General features: G+C 65.7%; 19 protein-coding genes. 7 read left to right on the top strand and 12 right to left on the bottom strand.

What is annotated here, in order from left to right:
* Nucleotides 1-7: 7 nt before the first annotated feature.
* From OU419_RS18000 to OU419_RS17990, 3 genes are read left to right on the top strand one after another with little or no spacing between them, the layout of a single operon-like run.
* Nucleotides 8-922: a PLP-dependent cysteine synthase family protein gene (locus OU419_RS18000; RefSeq protein WP_254475618.1), complete on the top strand. Its 915-nt coding sequence runs from the start codon at nucleotides 8-10 to the stop codon at nucleotides 920-922.
* A gap of 20 nt (nucleotides 923-942) precedes the next feature.
* Complete coding sequence (locus tag OU419_RS17995) at nucleotides 943-1,932, top strand: serine O-acetyltransferase (protein ID WP_254475619.1); 990 nt, start codon at nucleotides 943-945, stop codon at nucleotides 1,930-1,932.
* A 3-nt stretch (nucleotides 1,933-1,935) separates the two neighbouring features.
* Nucleotides 1,936-2,658 carry an alanyl-tRNA editing protein gene (locus OU419_RS17990; RefSeq protein ID WP_254475620.1) on the top strand — a complete coding sequence of 241 codons (723 nt, stop codon included), beginning with the start codon at nucleotides 1,936-1,938 and terminating at the stop codon, nucleotides 2,656-2,658.
* 150 nt (nucleotides 2,659-2,808) lie between these two features.
* On the opposite strand, the gene OU419_RS17985 is transcribed toward OU419_RS17990, so the two are convergent.
* The 9 genes from OU419_RS17985 to ampC form a co-directional block, all read right to left on the bottom strand.
* Nucleotides 2,809-4,104, bottom strand: coding sequence for an OprD family porin (locus OU419_RS17985; RefSeq protein WP_254475621.1), 1,296 nt, complete (start codon nucleotides 4,102-4,104; stop codon nucleotides 2,809-2,811).
* A gap of 422 nt (nucleotides 4,105-4,526) precedes the next feature.
* On the bottom strand, nucleotides 4,527-5,318 hold the full coding sequence (locus OU419_RS17975; protein ID WP_254475622.1) for an alpha/beta fold hydrolase: 792 nt from the start codon (nucleotides 5,316-5,318) through the stop codon (nucleotides 4,527-4,529).
* A gap of 11 nt (nucleotides 5,319-5,329) precedes the next feature.
* Complete coding sequence (locus OU419_RS17970; RefSeq protein ID WP_254475623.1) at nucleotides 5,330-5,584, bottom strand: hypothetical protein; 255 nt, start codon at nucleotides 5,582-5,584, stop codon at nucleotides 5,330-5,332.
* A gap of 84 nt (nucleotides 5,585-5,668) precedes the next feature.
* Nucleotides 5,669-6,187 carry a fimbrial protein gene (locus tag OU419_RS17965; protein ID WP_254475624.1) on the bottom strand — a complete coding sequence of 173 codons (519 nt, stop codon included), beginning with the start codon at nucleotides 6,185-6,187 and terminating at the stop codon, nucleotides 5,669-5,671.
* A 9-nt stretch (nucleotides 6,188-6,196) separates the two neighbouring features.
* Nucleotides 6,197-7,219 carry a fimbrial protein gene (locus OU419_RS17960; protein WP_254475625.1) on the bottom strand — a complete coding sequence of 341 codons (1,023 nt, stop codon included), beginning with the start codon at nucleotides 7,217-7,219 and terminating at the stop codon, nucleotides 6,197-6,199.
* Nucleotides 7,220-7,226: 7 nt separating this feature from the next.
* A complete protein-coding gene (locus OU419_RS17955) occupies nucleotides 7,227-9,812 on the bottom strand; it encodes a fimbrial biogenesis usher protein (RefSeq protein ID WP_254475626.1) in 2,586 nt (861 codons plus the stop codon).
* Between the two features lie 30 nt (nucleotides 9,813-9,842).
* Nucleotides 9,843-10,535: a fimbria/pilus periplasmic chaperone gene (locus OU419_RS17950; RefSeq protein WP_254475627.1), complete on the bottom strand. Its 693-nt coding sequence runs from the start codon at nucleotides 10,533-10,535 to the stop codon at nucleotides 9,843-9,845.
* Between the two features lie 171 nt (nucleotides 10,536-10,706).
* On the bottom strand, nucleotides 10,707-11,258 hold the full coding sequence (gene fimA / locus OU419_RS17945; protein WP_302329163.1) for a type 1 fimbrial major subunit FimA: 552 nt from the start codon (nucleotides 11,256-11,258) through the stop codon (nucleotides 10,707-10,709).
* 566 nt (nucleotides 11,259-11,824) lie between these two features.
* Nucleotides 11,825-12,970, bottom strand: a complete 1,146-nt coding sequence (ampC, locus tag OU419_RS17940; RefSeq protein ID WP_254475628.1) for a class C beta-lactamase — start codon at nucleotides 12,968-12,970, stop codon at nucleotides 11,825-11,827.
* A 157-nt stretch (nucleotides 12,971-13,127) separates the two neighbouring features.
* Between ampC and OU419_RS17935 the strand changes: the two genes are divergently transcribed.
* Both OU419_RS17935 and OU419_RS17930 read left to right on the top strand, forming a co-directional pair.
* A complete protein-coding gene (locus tag OU419_RS17935; protein WP_254475629.1) occupies nucleotides 13,128-14,537 on the top strand; it encodes a hypothetical protein in 1,410 nt (469 codons plus the stop codon).
* Between the two features lie 53 nt (nucleotides 14,538-14,590).
* Nucleotides 14,591-15,625, top strand: a complete 1,035-nt coding sequence (locus tag OU419_RS17930) for an RNA methyltransferase (protein ID WP_254475630.1) — start codon at nucleotides 14,591-14,593, stop codon at nucleotides 15,623-15,625.
* A gap of 18 nt (nucleotides 15,626-15,643) precedes the next feature.
* Here OU419_RS17930 and OU419_RS17925 read toward each other — a convergent pair whose 3' ends face one another.
* Nucleotides 15,644-16,444 (bottom strand): AraC family transcriptional regulator, encoded by an 801-nt coding sequence (locus OU419_RS17925; protein ID WP_254475631.1) that lies wholly within the window; start codon nucleotides 16,442-16,444, stop codon nucleotides 15,644-15,646.
* An 85-nt stretch (nucleotides 16,445-16,529) separates the two neighbouring features.
* Here OU419_RS17925 and panB point away from each other — a divergent pair, with 85 nt between their 5' ends.
* Nucleotides 16,530-17,354, top strand: a complete 825-nt coding sequence (gene panB, locus OU419_RS17920; RefSeq protein WP_254475632.1) for a 3-methyl-2-oxobutanoate hydroxymethyltransferase — start codon at nucleotides 16,530-16,532, stop codon at nucleotides 17,352-17,354.
* Between the two features lie 96 nt (nucleotides 17,355-17,450).
* On the top strand, nucleotides 17,451-17,795 hold the full coding sequence (locus OU419_RS17915; protein ID WP_254475633.1) for a cupin domain-containing protein: 345 nt from the start codon (nucleotides 17,451-17,453) through the stop codon (nucleotides 17,793-17,795).
* Nucleotides 17,796-17,848: 53 nt separating this feature from the next.
* On the opposite strand, the gene OU419_RS17910 is transcribed toward OU419_RS17915, so the two are convergent.
* On the bottom strand, nucleotides 17,849-18,541 hold the full coding sequence (locus OU419_RS17910) for an MgtC/SapB family protein (RefSeq protein WP_254475634.1): 693 nt from the start codon (nucleotides 18,539-18,541) through the stop codon (nucleotides 17,849-17,851).
* Between the two features lie 475 nt (nucleotides 18,542-19,016).
* A complete protein-coding gene (locus tag OU419_RS17905; RefSeq protein WP_254475635.1) occupies nucleotides 19,017-20,435 on the bottom strand; it encodes an efflux transporter outer membrane subunit in 1,419 nt (472 codons plus the stop codon).
* Between the last annotated feature and the right edge of the window lies 1 nt (nucleotide 20,436).

The raw sequence follows: 20,436 nt of genomic DNA, 5'->3' as shown, positions 1-20,436 counted from the left end.
CACGCAGATGATCCACGAATCCTTGCTGCAGGCCATTGGCGAAACCCCGGTCGTGCGCCTGGCGGCCTTCAGCGCCGAAACCGGGCTGGAGGTCTACGCCAAGCTGGAGTCCCTGAACCCCGGCGGCAGCCACAAGGCGCGCATCGCCCTGGCAATGGTCCGTGACGCCGAAGCCCGGGGCATCCTGCTGCCGGGCAGCGGCCAGACCATCATCGAGCCGAGCGGCGGCAACACCGGCATCGGACTGGCCATCGCCGGCAACATCCTCGGTTATCGGGTGGTGCTGGTGATCCCCGACAACTACAGCCCGGAGAAACAGAAACTGCTGCGCCTGTACGGCGCGGAAGTGGTGCTGTCCGACAGCCGACGCGGCAACAACTCGCACGGCGAGCTGGCTATGGAGCTACAGCTGGAGAACCCCGGCTACGTGATGCTCAACCAGCAGCGCAATCCGGCCAACCCGCAGATACACCGGCGCACCACCGCCCAGGAAATCCTCCGCGACTTCGCCCAGATGCCGCTCGACAGCCTGGTGGCGGGTATCGGCACCGGCGGCCACATCACCGGCCTGGGCGAAGTGCTCAAGGACCGCTGGCCGGCGCTGCGGGTATTCGGCGTGGAGCCGGAGAGCTGCGACCTGTTCGCCGACCGGCATGCCGCGCACGAGATACAGGGCCTGTCCATCGGCCTGGTGCCGGCCATCCTCAACCTCGGCGTGCTCGACGGCATGCTCAAGGTCGCCAAGCACGACTGCCTGGAGCGGGTGCGGCGCACCATGCGCAGCGATGGGGTCAGCCTGGGCCTGTCCTCGGCGGCCAACCTGGTGGCCATCGCCCAGTTGGCCGGCGACCTGCCGCGCGGCTCGCGCGTACTGACACTGATCTACGACGGTGTAGACAGCTACCTGCCTCACTTCGACTGAACACTGTGGAGAACGAAAGGATGAGCGGATATCTCGACAGGGCAGCACTCTACGACGGGATGCTCGAGCACATGGCGCATGCGCTCAAGCCAGTGGACATGGGGCGGCTGATGCCGCATCTGGGCGGCATCATGGATGGTGCCTTGCCGCAGGTGGCCGAAGACCTGCAAGCCTATGCCGAGCGCGATCCGGCCTCCTGCGGGCGTACCGAGCTGATCCTCGGTACCTACGCCTCGTTCAAGGCCGTGCTGTTCCACCGCCTGGCGCACCGGGTGTGGCAGCAGGACGGCCTGGAGAACCGCCAGCTCATCGCCCAGCGCCTGGCCAATGCCGGCAAGCTGCAATCGGGCGTGGAGATACACCCGGCCACGCGCATCGGCAGGCGCTTCGTGCTGGATCACGGCTTCGGCACGGTGATCGGCGAAACCTGCGAAATCGGCGATGACTGCTACCTGCTCAGCGGCGTCACCCTCGGCGCCTCCGGCATCGCCGACAACCCCGGCGGCAAGCGCCATCCCAGGCTGGGTAACGGCGTGGAAGTAGGGGCGGGTGCGCGCATCCTCGGCGCGGTGAATATCGGTGACAACGTATTCATCGCCCCCGCCTGCGTCGTCACCCGCGACGTTCCGGCCAACACCCGGGTGAGCATCGTCAACCAGTTGCAGATGCAGCGCGCCGCGCAGGGCTCGAACCGCGGCTACCTCGGCGCCTTCGCCCTGGGTGACCGCCTGCACCTGGTGGGCGAGCTGCCGGACGTGGGCGAAATCAGCGTGCTCGACGCCGAGCACCGGCGCCTCGCCAGCCTGAGCCTGGAGTGCACGGTGCACGAGCGGCATCACCGCCAGTACCACCTGCGCACCCTCGACGCCTGCGCGCAACCGCCGCTGTATCCCGTGCACCTGCGGGTCGGCGGCCCGGCGCACCACGTGACCCTGCTGGACCCGCCCGGCCTCAGCAGCCTGGTCAGTTCCATCGTCACCACGCCCCACTTGCTCCGCATGGAGGACTGACTCATGCAGCCACTGGACCTGCATACCCATACCCTGTTCGACGACGAACCCTACCAGCACACCTTCACCACGCGCGTGCGGGCGGTCAGCGAGCAGGGCGTCGCCCTGGAGCAGACCCTGTTCTATCCCACCGGCGGCGGCCAGCCCGGCGACCAGGGCACGCTGTTCCTGGCCGATGGCGCCTCGACGGCGGTGCTCGCCACCGAGCGCGACCCACTGCTGCGTTCGCTCATCTGGCATCAGTTGGAGAACCCTGCGGCCTTCAAGGTCGGCCAGCAAGTGCAGGGTTGCCTGGACTGGGACCGGCGCTACCGGCACATGCGCATGCACACCTGCCTGCACCTGCTGTGCAGCATCATCGATGCGCCCGTGACCGGTTGCAGCATCGGCGCCGAGAAGGGCCGGCTGGACTTCGACCTGCCCGAGTCGACGCTGGACAAGGAGCAGATCACGCACAGCCTCAACGAGCTGATCGCCGCCGCGCTGGACGTGCGCACGCACATGCTGCCGGTGAGCGAGTACCAGAACCAGCCGGAGCTGAACCGCACGCGCATCGCGCCGCCGACGACTCAGGATGCGGTCCGTGTGATCGACATACCGGGCATCGACATCCAGCCCTGCGGCGGCACCCACGTGCGCAACACCCGGGAGGTCGGTGCGGTGGTGTGCGACAAGATCGAGAAGAAAAGCCGGCACAACCGCCGGGTGACCGTGCGCTTCGCCTGACCGGCGCCCGTTGCGCGTCCTCACCAGCGGCGGCACCGCTGGCGGGGCCATCCGGGGGCCGTCGTGCATGGAGCAGAAGGGCGCCGCGTTGGCTGGGGGGCTGGCGCGGCGCCCGGCCCCCGGGGTGGTTTCCGTGCCGTCCGGCGCGGATCAGAGCACCGAGAAGCTGTAACTGGCGATCAGCCGCACCTCGTCCACGTCGCGCGCCGATTGCTCGTAGTTGGTGCGGTAGGTGGCGTTGCGCAGGCGCAGGCTCAGGTCCTTGAAGGCGCCGGCCTGGACCACGTACTTGAACTCCACGTCGCGCTCCCATTCCTTGCCTTCGTCGCCATTGGCCAGGCGAATGTGGTCGCCATTGACGTAGCGGGTCATGAAGCTCAGGCCGGGAATGCCGGCGTAGCGCAGGTCATAGTCGTAGCGCAGTTGCCAGGAACGTTCCTCGGCGTTGGCGAAATCGTTCACCTGCACATAGTTGGCCAGGTACGGATTGCTGCCGTCGAGGTAGGGCATCGAGGTGTCGCCGCTCATGCGCTGCCAGCCGGCGCTGACCACGTGGCCGCGCTGGGCATAGGCCAGCAGCAGGCTCAGGGCACGGTTGTCGATGTTGCCGGCGCGGGCGTTGCCGTCGTCGTCGCTGTCGAACCAGCGCAGGTCGGCGCTCGCCGTGCCCTCGCCGATGGCCTGCTTGCCGACCACACCGGCGAAGCGCTGGCGGTAGACGTTCTCCAGCCCGCCCTGGGCGTATTGCAGCAGCCACTGGTCGTTGACCTTGTAGTCGAGCTGGTACGACTCGAAGTGCCCGCCAGTGGTGTCGCAGGTATAACGCTTGTTCTTGCAGTTCAGGCGGAGGTCCTGGGCGTCGCTGGAGTCGCGCGCGGTGTAGCGCGACAGGTGCGTCGCGGTGAACTTCAGGTCGCGGAGTTCCTCGCTGCTCAGCAGCGCGCCGTGGAACATGTTGGGCAGCAGGCGGCCATCGTTGTACTTGAGCAGCGGCATGTCCGGCAGCATGGCGCCGTACTTCAGTTGCGTGCGTGAGACGCGCAGCTTGCCGGTGACGCCGGCCTTGGCGTACTGGCCGGCGGAGCCGCGCGGGTCGTGGCCGGAGGAGGGCAGCAGGCCGCTGTTGCTGTCGGCCGGGCTGGAGTCGAGCTTCACCCCCAGCATGGCCAGCGCATCCACGCCGAAACCGACGGTGCCCTCGGTATAGCCGGACTGCACGTTGAGGATGAAGCCCTGCGCAGTTTCCTCGCGCTTGGACGCGCCCTGCGGATTGGAAGAACTGCCGTCGCGGAAGTCGCGGTTGAAGTAAAGGGTGCGCGCTTCCAGGCGCGCGCTGCTGTCCTCCAGGAAGTCGGCGCTGGCCGGCGGCGCGATACCACCGAGCAGAGCGAGGGCGCCCAGGCCGCAGAGAGGGCGGGGCGAGCGGGAGGAAAGGCGGGACGACATGGTGGGGCTCCGGACAGCGGTGGTAAAAAAAGCGCGGGAAGGTGTCACAGATGGCCGGCCAGGTCTTTGCGACCATCGTATAGCGTGACGGCCGCCGGGCCGCTCTGGCCCGGTACTTGCGGCGCCCGCTAGCGCGCGTCGCCGTTGCGCGGCTTGTAGAAGATGAAGGCGGAGGTTTCCGCTGTGCGGATGTATTGCTTCGCCCAGCCGGGCGAGGCGTGGCGGTCGTGGAAGTACATTGCGCCGCGAGGCATAGGCAGGGGAAGGTGAGGCGCATATGCGGCCCCTCGTGCAACGCGATCCAACCTGCCGCCGGCAGCGGCGGCAACGCCCTTGTGACCGCCTGCAGGCGAGCGGTGGCGTCTGCTGGAACAGACCGGGCAGTGCCGCGTTGATTCACTCTTTCTGTTGGGCGGGCTTGGCTACGCCCCGGCGAAGCGCCGCAGGAAATCGTCCACCGCCGCCAGCACCGTGGCCTGTTGCTGGCGGTGCGGAACGTGGCCGCAGTCGGGCAGCAGCTTGAGCACCGTTGGCACGTCCGGCACCGCGGTCAGGCGCTCCGGGTGCGTGGTGGAGCCGTACTCGTCCTGCTCGCCGTGCAGGCTCAGCAGCGGGCAGCGCACCAGTGCCAGCTCCGCATCCAGGTTCCAGTCGCTGAAGTCGTCCGACAGCCAGGTATCGACCCACGCCCGCAGCACCCAGAACGCCTTGTCGCCGTGGTACTTCTGCAAGCGCTCCAACTGGCCTGCGCCGGCGAACTCCTGCTCGGCCGCGCGGATGCCATCGCGCGTGCGGTGCTCGACGAAAGCCTGGGCCGCCTCGGTGACCAGCGCCGCGCATGCCTGCGGGTGTTGCGCCGCGCAGGCCACCGCCATCGCGCCGCCAACGCTATGGCCGAACACCACGCAGCGCTCGAAGCCGAAGTGCCGTTGCAGCAGCGGGAAGTTCGTCTGCGCCTCGTCGCCGATGAAGTCCAGCCGCAGGGTGCCGGGGTAGCGTGCGGAGCGGCCAAAGCCCAGGCGGTCGTAGGCGATTACCTGGCGGCCGGTGGTGCGCGCCAGATGTTCGGGAAAATCGCGCCACAGCGCCACGCACCCCAGGGAGTCGTGCAGCAGCAGGATGGGTGCGCCGCTGGCGCCGGCGGGTGCCCAGTCCTGGGCGAAGAGCTGGCCTCGGGCGCTGTCGATCCAGCTTTCGCGGCTGACGGATGGCATACGGGAACTCCTCAAGCGGTGGGCCGGCAGGCGGGCGACGCGAACAGCGCGGCGTCGTTGCCGCCATTGTCGGCGATGTGCGCAGGGGAGTGGGCGATCTTTTGCGTGAGTGCGGCGGTATCGGCCAGCGGGAAAGTGATGCTGCCGGTGTCCTCGCGCAGGGGCAGGCGGCAGGTGGCGGCTTCGAAGCTGCTGCTGGCAACCCGGTTGCCGGTGCGGGAAATCGCTGCCGAGGAGAACGTCAGCTCCATCGTGAAGCTGTTCAAGGCGCGAACCGACGCAACGCCAGCATGCTGGCGGGCCGGTTCGTGAGGTGGGGGCGGGGTTATCGGGCTTGCGACAGCGGGGGCTCAGTTGTACTGGAGGACGAAGGTGGCATCCGCCCGTACGCTGCCGGCTCCCACCGGGCTTGCGGTGGCTATGAGGTTGGCCGAGAACTCAAGGGTCGCATCGCCGTTTGCGTCAACCGTGACTACAGGGCTGTAGTCGCCGAGAGCAAGCGGAGCTGCGTTCTTGTCTTTCAACTCGATGCCCACATTGCTGGCGGTACTGGCGCTGTCAAGTGCGAGCAGGCTGGGCTGGCCGGCGACGCTCTGGCCGCTGAAACGAATGGCTACCATGCTGGCTGCCGGGCAGCTTTGCAGTGAGATGTTGAAACTCCTGGCGGTCGTGGTGCTGCCAGCGCTTGGCAAATCCGACGGTTTCCAGCTTCCCAGGTCGACGGTCTTGTTGTTGTCTCCGGTCGCTACTGTACAACCTCCCGAGACTACCGTGCCTTTGAGCTCGATATTGTCGGAGCCCACTTGGAGGGCTTGGGAAGCTGTCGAACACAGCGCCAGCAGCAGGGTTGTGGTAGCTACGTATCTCATTTCCCGGCCCTACTGATAATCGACGCGGAGATAACCGCTTGCCATGAATGGCCCATCGGCCGGGCGTTGCCCTGTCACACTCACCGGCCAGGCAATGATGCGCACGAGAGCGCTGGCGGCGTCGTCCAACTGGAAGGGGATGAAGCTCGCAATGTTGTTCGGCATCAGCGGTACGCTGGAACTGTCCGCCACTTTGAAGCCCACGTCGGGGTTGTCCGAGACCATCATGTCGGCATTCGATCGTTTGGCCTCCAGGCGCAGCGTCAGAAGCGCCTGGGCATCGATATTGGTGCACTTGATGGCGATGTTATGGCTCTGGGGCGAGACCGGGTCTGGCTTGCCACCCGGGCCCGCAGCAGCGAATGCCGCGGCGCTGATGTTGCCAAAGTCGAACTTGACGGTTTGCCCGACATCGAGCTCGCAGGTTTGCGGCACTCTGATGTTTCCCGACACATTGATCGTGTACACCACAGTGGTTAGCGGGTCAGTGTTTTTCGTGGTGACGTAGACATCGAACAGCTTCATTCTGGGAATGGGCACAAAGTCGGTGAAGCGCTTGGTCACCCTTAGCCGGAGGGTCATGTCTGCGTCGTTTACAAATAACGGATAGGTCGTACCAATGGCGAGGGATTCGCCCATATGTACGTAATCTATCGGGGGGTAGTAAGTACCTGCGGCGGTGTCGGTGAGCCTAACCGCGCCCTGGAGGTAATCGTTCAGTTGCAGATACTGCCAGGGGCCATCGTTGAACACCACGCTCTGGGTGGTTCTGTAGCTGCGATAAGTGGTTGTCTCTACACCGACAATTGCACCTAGGCAGAGCGCGGAGGCGCCTTGACTACCAGGGTGCAGTGTGAGGTCAATTGTTTGGCCCACCTGGTTGTTGCTCGCTTGAAAGACGTTGCTCAGGTCGAAATTGAAGGCTACGGGGTCGGGGCCGGGGTTGGGCTTGCATATGGTGGCGTGGCTGCTCTGGGAAAATACCCCGAGTACCAGTGCGGAGAGCGCCAGCAGTGTTTTCAGCTTGGTCATTTGACTATCACTCGCAGGTTGCCGCCGCGATGGTCACGGCCTCTTTCAGGCTGTCATCGGGCAGGGAGTATTTGGCGACACACTGTTCGGAGTCTCCGTCCCCCCAGCGGATCTGCAGTTCTCCTTGCAGGGGCAGGCCGGCGAGGTAGACCTGGCCTTCGTCGCCGACGATGCCGCTGACGCCGCTGCCGGCTTCCTGCACGGAGGAGCCGAACGGCAGTGCCTTGTTGCCCCGCGTCAGGGTGACGATGGCCCGCACGCCCACATGGGCGTCGAAGCTGGCACGCACCAGCGCGCCCTGGGTGGGGACCACGTTGCTGACGTTGTTGATGATGTCGGTGTGGTCGTCCATGGAGTTGGTATCCAGCGCCACGCGGTTGGCGCGGAACGCGGTGGCGTAGGGCAGCACGGTGTAGCCCCGCCAGTCGGTCTTCACGCCGGTCTGGTTTTCCACCTGTACGTTGGAGGCGCCCGGCGCCTTGACCAGCACGTTGGTATCGCCCAGCGGCTGGCCGAAGGTCACGCCATTCTCGTGTACCACTGCGCCGCCGGCGGCCTGCCAGCTGTAGCGGCTTTGCTGCTCGTCGTAGCTGTACGCCAGGCCGAGATTGCCGTAGGCGCCTCGCCAGTCGAGGTTGGCGCTGCCGGAGTGGCCGCCGTAGTCGCTGTTGCCCTGGCTGATGCCGTAGTTCAGGTTGCGCGTTTCCAGCAGCGTGCCGGCCACGCCGGCCTGCACGGCGTTGTTGCCGTTGGAGTTGCGTACGGTACTGAGCGTTGCGTAGGCGTTGTCGAGCAGGCCGCTACGGCTGGAGCTACTGGAGCCGCCAAAGGCGCTGAACGGAATGGACACGTTGAAGGTGATTGCGCGGTCGGCTTCGTTGTAGCCCACCGACTGGCTCCACGACCAGGCGAGGGAATAGCTGATACCACGCCAGTGGTTGGTATAGCCGAACTGGTACCAGACGTCCGACTGGCTCTCGCCCCAGTAAGTTTGCTCGCTGCCGGAGGCATAGAGCGCGCCGTAGTCGTTCAGGGTTTGTGAAATGCTGCCCTGGAAACGCCCCTTCTTGTTGTGGTTCAGGTCGTGGTAGCTCACCAGTTCCGACGGGTCCGATTCGGAGTAGTCGTATCGGGACATGGACTTCCAGGCGGTGTCGCTCAGGGTATAGAAGCCCTCGGTGGAATAGCGGTAGCCCAGTAGCTGGAAGGTGGTGCCGTAGTCGTTGAGCGTCTTGGCGTAGAGGAAGCGCAGCGACTGGCCCGTCTTGTCGGTGGAGTCCGGCAGGTGGCTCCAGGCGCTGGTCAGGTCCAGGGAAATGGCGCCCCAGTCGCCCAGGTTCTTGCCGGCGCCAAAGCTCAGGGCCTTGTAGTCGGTGGACATCTGCGTGCCGCCGTACAGGGTGTAGCCGCCCTGCATGCCGGCGATCAGCGTGCCCTGCACGAAGGTGGGCGCTTGCTGGCCGCTGCTGCCGCTGCGGAAATTGCCGACGGTGAGGTCGTATTTCAGGCGGCCTTCGCGCTGGAGCAAAGGCACGCTGGAGTAGGGGATGGAGTACTTGGTCTTGCTGCCGTCGGTTTCTTCCACCGTGACTTCGAGGTCGCCGCTGGAGGAGGTGGCGTACATGTCCTCGATGTTGAATTCGCCCGGTGTCACGTAGGTCTGGTAGATCACGTAGCCGTTCTGGGCAACGGTGACCTTGGCGTTGCTGCGGGCGATGCCGCGCACGGTGGGTGCGTAGCCGCGCATGCTGTCGGGGTACATCTGGTCGTTGGACCACAGCCGCGCGCCACGGAAACCGATGCTGTCGAACACGTCGCTATTGGTGTTGCCGTCGCCCACCACCAGTTCCGATTTGAGCGGGATGACCGAGCGCTGTGCATAGGTGCTGATGTTCTGCCAGCCCCCTGAGCTTTTGCCGTCATACTCGTTCCGGCTCAGGGAGCCGTTGCTGCGCAGGCGCCACGGGCCGAGGTTGAGGCCGCTTTGCAGGTTTAGGTATTGGCTGCTGTCCCTGTCGCCCTGGCTGCCGCTGAGGTTGTAGTTGAACAGTGCGGCGGAAATGCCTTCGTCCCATTGCTCCGGTGGGATGTAGCCGCGCGCGGTGCCGAGCATGGAGGCCTGGGGCAGGCTGATGTCCAGGCGCAGCTTGGAGAAGTCCAGTTCCGCCGAGGCGCCGAGTATTTCCTGCTCCAGGGGGATGCACTGCCCGTCCTTGTATTTGGCGAGTTCGGGGAACGCCTTGAAGTTGAGGCCCAGCAGTTTCAGCAGGGCGCTGTCCAGGCAGGGCACCAGCCCGCCGGATTTGGCCGGAGGGGCGCTGGCGCTGGAGGGATCGGCCTCGTCGAAGCGAATGTCACGGGTGGTGGCCAGTTCGCCGTTGCGCCAGATGTCGACCTGATAGACGCCCGCGGGCTGCCTGTTGCCCTGGGCGTAGCGAGCAAGGTCGGCGACGCTGCCTGCGTCATCGGAAAGGAATGCCGGGTTGAAGTAACTCTCTGCATGCCCACTCGTGCAGTAGATGACCGCGAATATCGACAGGGCGAGAGACGTCGGGCGCAGCGGGGCGCAGGGCATTCTCGAGTGGCTATTCATGACCTTCGATTCCAGTTGGGCTGGTCGCGGTTAGCGCAGGTTCTGGGTTTGGGCGGGGGTCAGCGAGCCGTAGTCATTCACGGTCTGGAAGGTCAGGCTGCCCTGTGCGTCCGCGGCTACCGAGGCTTTGCTCATCGGAGCGACCATCGTGCTGTCAAGGGCTTTGTCGCCAAGCTTCATCTTGACCAGGGTGATGTAGTACGGCGTGGGGTTTTCGATGGTCAGCATCTTGCCGGCCAGGGAAAACTTGAGCTGCGAAGGCGCTTCTTCCGGCTGCATCGAGAGGGTCTTGGGGCGAACGAACAGCTTGATGCGCGAGAGGATCGCGAGTTGCAGAACGTTCTTGCCCTGGATTTTGTCCTTGTCTACCGAGGGAATGGCTTTTACGTTGACCCAGAACAGGGATTCCCGGTCGGTAGGGAGTGGCGCGCCGATATACATCAGGCGCAAGTTGTTTTCGCTCTTGGGTTCGCTGACGAACAGGGGCGGAGTTACAATGAAGTTCTTTTCCTTTTCATCCGTGGCGCCGTTGCTGATCCATGAATTGACCAGGTAGCGTTCCTTGTCGCCGCTGTTGGCGATATTCAGCGAGACTTGTTTATTGCCCGCGGGGTAAATGACTCGCGTAGCTCCCAGGGATACTCCGCCTGCAATACATGCCAGGGGAGAAATGGCCAGCGCGGCGGCCAGCAGGGCGGCGCAGAAAGATGATTTGGATTTCATTGTCATTTACCACTATGAAAGTGTAAGACCAGGAGGTGCCTGAACGTTGGCGATGGGGTGCCCATGCCGGATACGTGACCAGCGGGATGTTGCGAGGCTAAAACCGGTGTTGAACTGTTCCCTGATTCCCGGCCCGGGCCGCCTCATGACGAGGCGACCCGGTTAATGCACTTACGGGTACTGCACCACGAAGGTGGCGTCGGCATCAGCACGACCAGCGGTAGCCGAAGCTGCGGTTGCAACGTAGGCAGCGCTGAAGTGCAGGGTGTTGAAGCCGTCGATCAGGGTTTGAGGAGTGGAGAAGGCGGTACCGTCCGGAGTCAGGACTTTGCTGTCGGTGTCGAGGATCTCGATGCCTACGCCAGTGGCGGTGGTACCGTTGGTGACGGCGGAATTAACGGCCAGCAGCGTGTCGTTGGCTGCGTCCTGTTGGCCGGTGAAGGCTACGGCAGCGGAGGACGAAACGGTGGTGTCGCAGTCTTTCAGCTGGATGGTGAACGGAACGCTGGCGGAGCGGGCACCTACAGCATTGAAGGTGGCGGTGCGGTACTGGCCGAGGTCAACGGTCTGGTCCTGGGAGTTTACGTCCACGACGCAGGCAGCGTTGATCAGCTGGCCGGTGAAGTGAACAGTGCCGCCATCTACGGTGGTAGCGGCTTGAGCAGTCATAGCGCCAGCCATCAGGGAGGCTACTGCGGCAGCCAGGAGTGCTTTTTTCATCATGATCATGGTCTCTCTGAGTAACGGAACAGTGTTGGTGTTGATGCCAGTCAACCGCTTTGAAAATTAGGGGGAGCGGTTGTTGGCATATGTTTCCGTTGCTTAAGTACTTGCCCGGTTTGCAATCTTGTTTCTTGCTTTTTTGGGGTGATGTACGTCGCAACGCAGTTAAATGATAGGCGGCCAAAAATTCGATTGCTATCCGGAAAATGCGGCTTGTGGGGTATTCTGGCTGGCGTCTGGGAATATTCTTACGGTCGCCTAGGTATATTGGCTGTAACTTTTTTTCGTAGATCAATTCCCAATTTTTTTGCAGTAAGGCGCTTCTCTTTTTGCTGTACGAAACGTCTATTTATCTAATATTTTCGCTGTAGGATTTAGCTATTTATTATGTAGGCGGAGCAGGGGTGTGCATTGCTTGGCGGAAGTTGTGCGAAGTGGCGCTGATATCCCGGCATATGGGATTTCTCCTAGCCGGCGGCGGGGCCAGCCCTCGCAGGGGGCGGCAGGCGCGGCATGGGTGCCCTGGGGGTTGCCGTTGCGCGGGGCGGGCCGCGCAGGGGCCGGCGTCAGTCGAGGCGGGAGAGGATGTCGTAGGCGAGCTTGACCCGCGCTTCGTTGGGGTAGTTGCGGTTGGCGAGCAGCACGATGCCGCGCTGCTGGCTGGGCACGAAGGCGACGTAGGCGCCGAAGCCGGCGGTGGCGCCGGTCTTGTTCAGCCAGACGTTCTGCTGCGGCGGCAGCGGCGGGACGATGGCGGTAACCGCCTGGCTCTGCTGGATCATCCGGCCGCCGTTGTATTCCTGCAGGTCTTGCAGACGCGGCGGGTAGGCGTATTGCTCCCAGATGAGGTCCTGGGTCATCGGGCCGACCTTGTAGTAGCCGGTGCGGGTGGCATCGAGCGCTGCCTGCAGCTTGGCGCCGAGCCTGACCTGGCCGAGCTGCGCCTGGACGAAGCGCAGCAGGTCGCGGCTACTGGTCTTCACGCCGTAGGCTTCGTCGGCCACGACGCCGGGGTTCACCCGCACGGGGGCGTCGTCCTTGTCGTAGCCCTGGGCGTAGTAGCCCTGGCGGGTGACCGGCACGTCGATATGGGTGTTGCTCAGGCCCATCGGTGCGAACACGTTGCGCTGCATGGCGGTCTTGAACGGTATGCCGAGCGCCCGCGCGGTGGCGATGCCGAGCAGGCCGACGCTGGGGTTGGCGTAGCTGCGCTGGCTGCCGGCGGGGTATTGCGGCTGCCAGGCCTTGTAGTAGCCGGTGAGCTGCGCGGGGGTTTCCAGGGTGTCGGGAAGCTGCAGCGGGAAGCCGCCGGCGGTGTGGGTGGCGAGGTTGATCAGGGTGACTTTGTCCAGCGCGCTGCCGCGCAGTTCCGGCATGTAGCGGGCGGGACTCTCGCTCAGGGAGAGTTTGCCCGCTGCCTGGGCGAAGGCGGCGAGGGTGGCGGTGAAGGTCTTGCTGACCGAACCGATCTCGAACAGCGTGTCGCTGGTGACCGGCAGCCTGGTGGCCTTCGAGGCTACGCCGAAATTGTAGAAGCGCTGCTCGCCGTGGTCGGTGACACCAATCGCCAGGCCGGCGATGCCGTGCTCGCGCATCACTGCTTCGGCAGCCTTGCGCACGCGGGCGTCGAAGTCGGGCCCGGCGGCGTTGGCCTGGGGAATGCCGGCGAAGGTGAGCGAAAGGCTTATGGCGAGCAGGCCGGTCAGGCGCATGGGGTGCTTCCTGTTGCTGGGGACGACGGGGCTGACCCTAGCACCGCAATGTGTATCGCTCCAGCACGGCGCGGTGCGCTGGCCATTGCCTGTTGGGCGGTGCCGCGACATGATGCGCTGAGGGACGGTGGCGCCCGACTCAGCCAAGGATGACAGCATGACTTCGAACGACCAGGCTCCAGCGCCGAATCGCGCTCTGGACAGCGACCAGGCTCGCCGCTTCATCGACGCACTGCAGGGGCTTTCCGACCAGCATGGCCTGGGCATGGATCGCGCGGGCCTCGACACCGCCGGGGAGGCGTGCTGCTCCGCTGCGTTCTACGTCGGCGCGCTGTTCCCGCAGTGCAGCATCAACCACACCATTGAGCAGGGCGAGGCACCGGGCAGTCTCTATCCGAACATGCTGAACGCCTACGCATCGCTGACTGCCGGCGAGTTCGTGCCCAGTGCCATCGAGGCGGACACCGAGGATGACTGGGAGAGCCTGACCCTGGCCTTTCGCGTCAACGGCAAGGCGCGCCGCTTCAGCTTCGACGGGGCCGAGGGTTCCGACTATTTCACATCGCGGTTCGTGATGGCCCTGAATGATTTCGCCAAGCGCCAGGGGTTGGCCGGGCGCTGGGTGGATTTCCACGATGGCAACGACGGCTGCACCAGCGTTTACATTCCCGCCGAGGCGCAGGCCGCACTGGAGGCGTTGCGGCGCGAGTGCTTCGCCGAGGAGGATGCCGACGAGCCGGTGAAGGTCAGGCGCCGCCCGCCGGCCAGGCGCCCGGAGCAGGTGGTTGCCGATGTGGCGCCGGTGAAGGCGCCGCTGGCGCAGCGCAAGGCCGATTGGCAGGGTGTGCTGCAGCGGCTGAAGGGTGACGCCGATTTCGACAAGACACAGTTCAAGCTGCTGGAGCGTTACTACGTGAGCGGCGAGGAGCCTGACTGGGCACCGGGGGAGCGCGGCGAGGATCCGATTCCGCTGGTGTACCGCCTCTGGCTGCACCCGGACCAGAGCGAGGCCTCATGGCAGGCGATAGCAGGGCGCGTGTTGTCCTATGGCTTCGCCCGGCCGATCGAGCAGAGCATGTGGCAGTCGGCCCAGGCCTTGTTCCGGGCGGATGGTGGCTGGAATGGCAGGGACCGGCCGCTGGGCAAGTTCGCCGGTGCGGAGGAGCGGTTGTATCGATTCCTGCATGGCCTGACGACGCCGGAGGGCGGCTTTCCGTTCCGGGAGGCGGCGTTGCGGATGTCGGAGCGTGGGCTGGCCCGTTACTGCGATGACCTCAAGTATTGGCTGGAAGCTCCAGCGCAACGGGGGCCGAGCGTGAACCTGCACCGGCTGGCGGAGTGGGTCGATTATCTGGAGAGCGCGGGCTTCAAGGCATCGATGGATGCGGTTGCCCGGCCGGTGCATATCCAGGTATTCCTCAAGCGCATAGGCCGGCATCCGCTGCCCGCGCCGGGAACTGAGCCCGACGAATGCCAGCGCTATTGCGCCAGCGTGCGGGAGGCGCTGGAGGGCCGTGACCTGCACCCGACCTTCGCCAAGTGGTGGACGATGGCCCAGGCCGGCTAGGGCGACCACCAGCGCTACGCCACCGCGTCGCCCGGTGGTAGCATGCGCGCCCCATGCTATTTGCCGACCTCGATCAACGCCTGTCCGACCTGGGCGCGCTGCCCATGCACCGCGCCCGGATGCTGCGCGCCTGGCTCCAGGGCCGGGCGCTGGACGCGGGCACCCGGCGCATGGCCAGTGAGGACTTTCTGCCGCTTGCGGTGCGCAATGGCGTGGCCGAACTGGCCGCCGAGCTGGAGGCGCTGGCCGAGGTGCATTCCCGTCACCCCGGCGCGGATGGTTCGGAGCGCCTGCTGGTGCGCCTGGGCGATGGCCAGATGGTGGAGAGTGTGCTGCTGCCGCGCGGGGGCGTTTGCGTTTCCAGCCAGGTTGGTTGCGCGGTGGGATGTCGCTTCTGCATGACCGGCAAGAGCGGCCTGCTGCGTCAGTTGAGCACTCTGGAGATTGTCGCGCAGACGGTGCTGGCGCGCCGGCTGCGGCCAGTGAAGCGGGTGGTGTTCATGGGCATGGGCGAGCCGGCGCATAACCTCGACAATGTGCTCGAAGCCATCGAACGCCTCGGCACCGAGGGCGGTATCGGCCACAAGAATCTGGTGTTCTCCACGGTTGGCGACCCGCGCGTGTTCGAGCGCCTGCCTCTGCAGGCGGTCAGGCCGGCGCTGGCGCTGTCGCTGCACACCACCAATGTCGAGTTGCGTGAGCAACTGCTGCCGCGCGCACCGAAGATCACCCCGGATGAGCTGGTGGAACTGGGCGAAACCTATGCCCGGCAGGTGGGCTATCCGATCCAGTACCAGTGGACGCTGCTCAAGGGCGTGAACGATGGCCAGGACGAGCTGGATGGCATCCTGCGGCTGCTCAAGGGCAAGTTCGGTGTGCTTAACCTGATTCCGTTCAACAGCCTGGAAGGCGACCAGTACCAGCGCCCGGATGGCGAGCGCATCGCGGAGATCGTCCGCTATCTGCACAGCCGGGGCGTGCTGACCAAGGTGCGCAACAGCGCCGGGCAGGATGTCGATGGCGGTTGCGGCCAGTTGCGTGCCCGTGCCACCGGGTTGATCGCCAGCAGCCGCCGCTCGCGCGACTGACTTCGTTCGCGGTGCGCTTCAATCTGCCGTCGAGCCGCGCAGGCGCCTGGCCATTGCGCCCGGCGTCATGCCCAGACGCCGCTGGAACAGTTCGATGAATGCCGAAGTGGAGTCGTAGCCCAGTTCGCCGGCGACACGGGTAACGGAGTCACCTTGCTCCAGGCGCGGCAGGGCGGCGAGCAGGCGCGCCTGTTCGCGCCATTCGCGGAACGACAGGCCGGTTTCCTCACGGAACAGTCGGGCGAGAGTGCGCCGTGACGCACCCACGCGGTCGGCCCAGTCGTCGATGCCGAGCCGCTGGCCGGGCTGGCGCTGCAGCTCGTCGGTGATGCGTCGCAGCCGCGGGTCGCGTGGCAGCGGCAGGGACAACCCGGATTCCGGCGCGCGCAGCAGTTCGTCCAGCAGCACGTACAGGAGGCGGTCTTCCGGGCCGTGGTCTGGGTAGTCGCGGGGGAATTCGGCGGCGCGTCGGATCAGCCCGTCGAGTAGCGGCGAGATGGCCAGTACGCGGCACTCGCCGAGCTGCGTGGCGATGCCAGGCTCCAGGTAGAGGCTGCGGAATGTCACGCCGGTCCTGGCGTGTGCGCTATGCGCCACGCCAACGGGCAGCCATACCGCACAGCGCGGCGGTATCACGCAGGCGCGCTGTTCGGTGCAGGCCTCCAGCACGCCGGCGGCGGCGTACATCAGTTGGCCCCAGGGGTGGGCATGGGCCGAGACATGGTGCCCGGCGGGCATTTCGAAGGCACGCAGCCAGAACGGCCGGGGCAGGGCGGTGAAGCCGGGTAGCGTGAGTTCATCCTGTCCCGTTGGCGGCATATCTCGTCCCTTTCCCTGAAGTCGGCCACGAAGGGGCGATGGTAGCGTCTTCCGCGTTCGACATCAGCCATGCACGGGAGAGCCCATGAGTAGCCATCGACACGACCGCCGCCTTTCCATTCAGGACATCCGCCAGCGCCGCGAGATCGGCAGCCTGGTGGTGCTGACCGCCTATTCGACGCCGATGGCGCGGCTGCTCGACGAGCATGTCGATGTGCTGCTGGTGGGCGATTCGCTGGGCATGGTGCTGTACGGCATGCCGCATACCCTGGCGGTGAGTCTGGACATGATGATCGCCCACGGCGCCGCCGTGGTACGCGGCTCGCGCCATGCCTGCGTGGTGGTGGACCTGCCGTTCGCCAGCTACCAGGCCTCGCCGCAGCAGGCCTTTCTCGCTGCCGCGCGGGTGCTGGCGGAAAGTGGGGCACAGGCAGTCAAGGTGGAGGGTGGCGCGGAGATGGCCGAGACCATTGCCTTCCTCGTGCAGCGCGGCATTCCGGTGATGGGCCATGTGGGGCTGATGCCGCAGAAGGTCAACGCGATGGGTGGGTTCCGGGTGCAGGGCAAGGAGCAGACGGGGCAGGCTGAGGTGCTGCGCGATGCGCGCGCGGTGGCCGAGGCGGGTGCGTTCAGCCTGGTGCTGGAGGGCACGCTGGAGGCGGTGTCGCGTCTGGTGTGCGAGGCTCTGGAGATTCCGGTAATCGGCATTGGTGCCTCGCCAGCCTGCGCCGGCCAGGTGCTGGTGACCGAGGATATGCTGGGTCTGGGCGGCGAGCATATGCCGCGCTTTGCCGAGCGCTACGTGCGGGTGGACGAGATGATCGCAGACGCTGCGGCGCGCTTCGCCAGCGATGTGCGCGAGCGACGTTTCCCGCAGCCCCGGCACTGCTTCGGAATGCCTGAAGCCTGAGCGCCGGCTGGCATCCGGACGTCGGCCCCAGGCAAGTTCCCCGCTGCGCGTGGGCCTATGGTGAGGGGCCTTTCGTTGCATCGACCTGGAGCCGAGATGTCCGATTTCATTACCGTTCTGCGTGAGACCTGCCCGACCCCGGTGCTGGACGCCACAAGGTGGAAGCGCGTCGGTGGCGATCCGCATACCGTGAACCTGAATGCCTATGTGTCGGCTGACGGCAGCAAGATCATGGGGACGTGGATCTGCACGCCCGGCAAGTTCGAGGTGAACTACGAGAAGTGGGAGTACTGCCACTTCCTCGACGGCTACTGCGTGATCACGCCCGAAGGCGAGCAGCCGATCCACCTGCGGGCTGGCGATGTGTTCGTCATCGAACCGGGCATGAAGGGCACCTGGGAGGTGGTGGAAACAGTGCGCAAGTACTTCGTTTTCGCCTGAAGCCCGGGCATGAAAAAGGGAGCCGGCTGGCTCCCTTTTTCATGGTGCACCGTTTACTGGGGCTCTTCGCTGATCGACCAGCTTGCCGCCGACACGTAGGGCGCAAGCGCGAGTTCGCCGACCAGGGCTTCGAGCAGGCTGTCCTTGCTGCTGGGGGCGAGCACCAGGGCGCTCACTTCCACTTCGCCGCCGGTCTTGCGCGCGTGGCTTTCCAGGCGTTGCAGGGCCAGGCCATTGGCGCTCAGGCGGTGCAGCAGGGTGGAGCGCACCAGCGCCTCCTGGTGCGACTCGGTGACTGCCTCGACCATGTAGTAGCGCTCGCTGCTCGGTTCGATGGGCGCGTGGCGCTGGATCCAGCGCGTCACCGAGGGCAGTGTGAGGTTGCAGAGCACGATCAGCAGGGTGGCGACCAGCGCCGCCAGGAGGAACCCGCTGCCGGCGACGACGCCCACCGCGCCGGTGCACCAGATTGTCGCGGCGGTGCTCAGACCGCGCACGCTGAGACCGTCGCGCATGATCACTCCGGCGCCCAGGAAGCCGATGCCGGTGACCACCTGGGCGGCCATGCGCACTACCTGGTCGTGGGCGTCGAGCAGGAACGGCAGGGTAGCGAAGGTGGCCGCGCCGAGGGCCACCAGCCCGTGGGTGGCGACGCCGGTGAAGCGTTGCCGCCATTGGCGCTCCATGCCGATGATGGCGCCGAAACAGAGCGCGGCGAACAGGTCGAGGACGATGTCGAAGTACATGCGGTTTTGCTCCGCGCCGGCCTTGCGCCGGCGCCAGTAGAAAGGGTGTTGCGCCCCCGGTGATGATGAAAGCCTGGTTAGTCTACCGGGCTATCGGATCAAGCGGGGTGCCTTGGCAGGTCCGTGGGATGGGTGGGCTGGAGCGATACCCATGGTCACACGCCGCCCGATGGGTATCGCTTCGCTCCACACCATCCTACGAAGGCTCATCGTGGGAGCGTCCATTGTGGTCGGTGAATACCCGGTGCGAGCTCCGCAGGTGCCGGTTTTGATGGCGGATCACGGACGACATCCGCTCCTGCGCAAACACCACCTGCCAGACTTGAAGCCAGCCGTAGGATGGGTGGAGCGGAGCGATACCCATCAACACGATCACGCGCCGCCCGATGGGTATCGCTTCACTCCACACCATCCTACGAAGGCCCATCGTGGAGGAGGTCCTCTCTTACGAAATCACCACCTGCCGGAGTGGCGGTCAGCGTTGCGCCACTGCGTCTGCGCTCCAGCCGCCGCCCAGGGCGCGGAACAGGTCGACCAGGGCGATCTGCCGCTGGGTGCTGGTTTCGATGTAGGCGGACTCGTTGACGAAGCTGCTGCGCTGCGCGTCGAGGTAGCGCAGGTGGCTGTCCACGCCTCCTTCGTAGCGGGCCTTGGCCAGTTTCAGGGTTTCGCCGCTGGTGTTGGCCAGTGCCCGGCGGGCGGTTTCCTCGCGGCGCAGGGTGTCGGTGGCGGCCAGGGCGTCGGCCACTTCGCGGAAGGCGGTCTGGATGGTGCCTTCGTAATCGGCCACGGCGGAGTCCTTGCGGACTTCGGCGAGGTCCAGCCCGGCGCGGTTGCGGCCAGCGTCGAAGATGGGCAGCGACAGGGTGGGCACGAAGCTCCACGAGCGCGAGCCGCCGTCGAACAGCCCGGACATTTCCGCGCTGGAGGTGCCGTAGCTGCCGGTCAGGCTGATGCGCGGGAAGAACGCCGCGCGCGCCGCGCCGATGTCGGCGTTGCGCGACTTGAGGCGGTGCTCGGCGGCGAGGATGTCGGGGCGCCGCTCGATCAGTTCCGATGGCGTGCCCGGTGCGATGTCCTGGATCAGCATCGGCTTGTCCTGCGGCATCTGCGGAATGCGGCTGGCGGCGTCCGGGGTGCCGAGCAGCAGCACCAGGGCGTTGAATGCCTGCTGCTTCTGCCGCGCATTGGCTTCCAGTTCGGCGCGGGACTGTTCCACCAGCCCCAGTGCTTCCTGGTAGTCGAGTGCGGTGGCGGCACCGGCTGCGCGGCGCTGGCCGATCAGCGCGAGGGAGTCCTCGCGGCTGGCCAGCGTCTGCTCGGTCAGCAGCAGGCGGCGGCCCGCGCCGTCGTAGCTCAGGTAGGTCTGGGCGACTTCGGCGATCAGGGCGATGCGCGCGCTGCGTGCTGCTTCCTCGGTGGCCAGGTATTGCTCCAGCGCGGCGTCGGTCAGGCTCTTGACCCGGCCGAACAGGTCAAGCTCGTACTCGGGCAGCGACAGGCCGACCTGGTAGCTGCTGCTGACGGCGGAGTTGCCGCGGCTGGACAGGTCCGCCGGCAGCCGCTGGCGATTGCCGCTGGCGGTGGCGCCCAGGCCCGGTACGCGGTCGGCGCGCTGGATGCGGTACTGCGCGCGGGCCTGCTCGATGTCCAGCAGGGTCTGGCGCAGCGAGCGGTTGTCGTTCAGGGCGATGTTCACCAGGTCGCGCAGTTCGCTGTCGACGATGAAGGTCTGCCAGTCGAGGTTGCTGGCGGCCCGGCCCGCTTGCGCGGCAGGGCTGTTCCAGCTCGCGGCGACTGGCGCTGCGGGACGTTCATAGGTTGGCGCCAGGGAGCAGCCGCCCAGGGCCACGGCGAGCAGGAGCGCCGATGCGGTGAAGGCTGGTTTGCGCATG

Source organism: Pseudomonas triclosanedens, assembly GCF_026686735.1.
GTDB lineage: Bacteria > Pseudomonadota > Gammaproteobacteria > Pseudomonadales > Pseudomonadaceae > Pseudomonas > Pseudomonas triclosanedens.
The sequence above is the reverse complement of the archived record's forward strand: the minus strand, read 5'-3'. Positions and strand labels throughout refer to the sequence as shown.

Excerpts from the sequence above, each read along its gene's own strand:
- OU419_RS17950 (WP_254475627.1), bottom strand. The coding sequence starts at position 10,535 with ATGAAATCCAAATCATCTTTCTGCGCCGCCCTGCTGGCCGCCGCGCTG.
- OU419_RS17915 (WP_254475633.1), top strand. The coding sequence starts at position 17,451 with ATGTCCGATTTCATTACCGTTCTGCGTGAGACCTGCCCGACCCCGGTG.
- OU419_RS17935 (WP_254475629.1), top strand. The coding sequence starts at position 13,128 with ATGACTTCGAACGACCAGGCTCCAGCGCCGAATCGCGCTCTGGACAGC.
- OU419_RS17905 (WP_254475635.1), bottom strand. The coding sequence starts at position 20,435 with ATGCGCAAACCAGCCTTCACCGCATCGGCGCTCCTGCTCGCCGTGGCC.
- OU419_RS17910 (WP_254475634.1), bottom strand. The coding sequence starts at position 18,541 with ATGTACTTCGACATCGTCCTCGACCTGTTCGCCGCGCTCTGTTTCGGC.
- OU419_RS17985 (WP_254475621.1), bottom strand. The coding sequence starts at position 4,104 with ATGTCGTCCCGCCTTTCCTCCCGCTCGCCCCGCCCTCTCTGCGGCCTG.
- OU419_RS17960 (WP_254475625.1), bottom strand. The coding sequence starts at position 7,219 with ATGACCAAGCTGAAAACACTGCTGGCGCTCTCCGCACTGGTACTCGGG.
- OU419_RS17975 (WP_254475622.1), bottom strand. The coding sequence starts at position 5,318 with ATGCCATCCGTCAGCCGCGAAAGCTGGATCGACAGCGCCCGAGGCCAG.
- OU419_RS17965 (WP_254475624.1), bottom strand. The coding sequence starts at position 6,187 with ATGAGATACGTAGCTACCACAACCCTGCTGCTGGCGCTGTGTTCGACA.
- ampC (WP_254475628.1), bottom strand. The coding sequence starts at position 12,970 with ATGCGCCTGACCGGCCTGCTCGCCATAAGCCTTTCGCTCACCTTCGCC.
- panB (WP_254475632.1), top strand. The coding sequence starts at position 16,530 with ATGAGTAGCCATCGACACGACCGCCGCCTTTCCATTCAGGACATCCGC.
- OU419_RS17925 (WP_254475631.1), bottom strand. The coding sequence starts at position 16,444 with ATGCCGCCAACGGGACAGGATGAACTCACGCTACCCGGCTTCACCGCC.
- OU419_RS17995 (WP_254475619.1), top strand. The coding sequence starts at position 943 with ATGAGCGGATATCTCGACAGGGCAGCACTCTACGACGGGATGCTCGAG.
- OU419_RS17930 (WP_254475630.1), top strand. The coding sequence starts at position 14,591 with ATGCTATTTGCCGACCTCGATCAACGCCTGTCCGACCTGGGCGCGCTG.
- fimA (WP_302329163.1), bottom strand. The coding sequence starts at position 11,258 with ATGATGAAAAAAGCACTCCTGGCTGCCGCAGTAGCCTCCCTGATGGCT.
- OU419_RS17990 (WP_254475620.1), top strand. The coding sequence starts at position 1,936 with ATGCAGCCACTGGACCTGCATACCCATACCCTGTTCGACGACGAACCC.
- OU419_RS18000 (WP_254475618.1), top strand. The coding sequence starts at position 8 with ATGATCCACGAATCCTTGCTGCAGGCCATTGGCGAAACCCCGGTCGTG.
- OU419_RS17955 (WP_254475626.1), bottom strand. The coding sequence starts at position 9,812 with ATGAATAGCCACTCGAGAATGCCCTGCGCCCCGCTGCGCCCGACGTCT.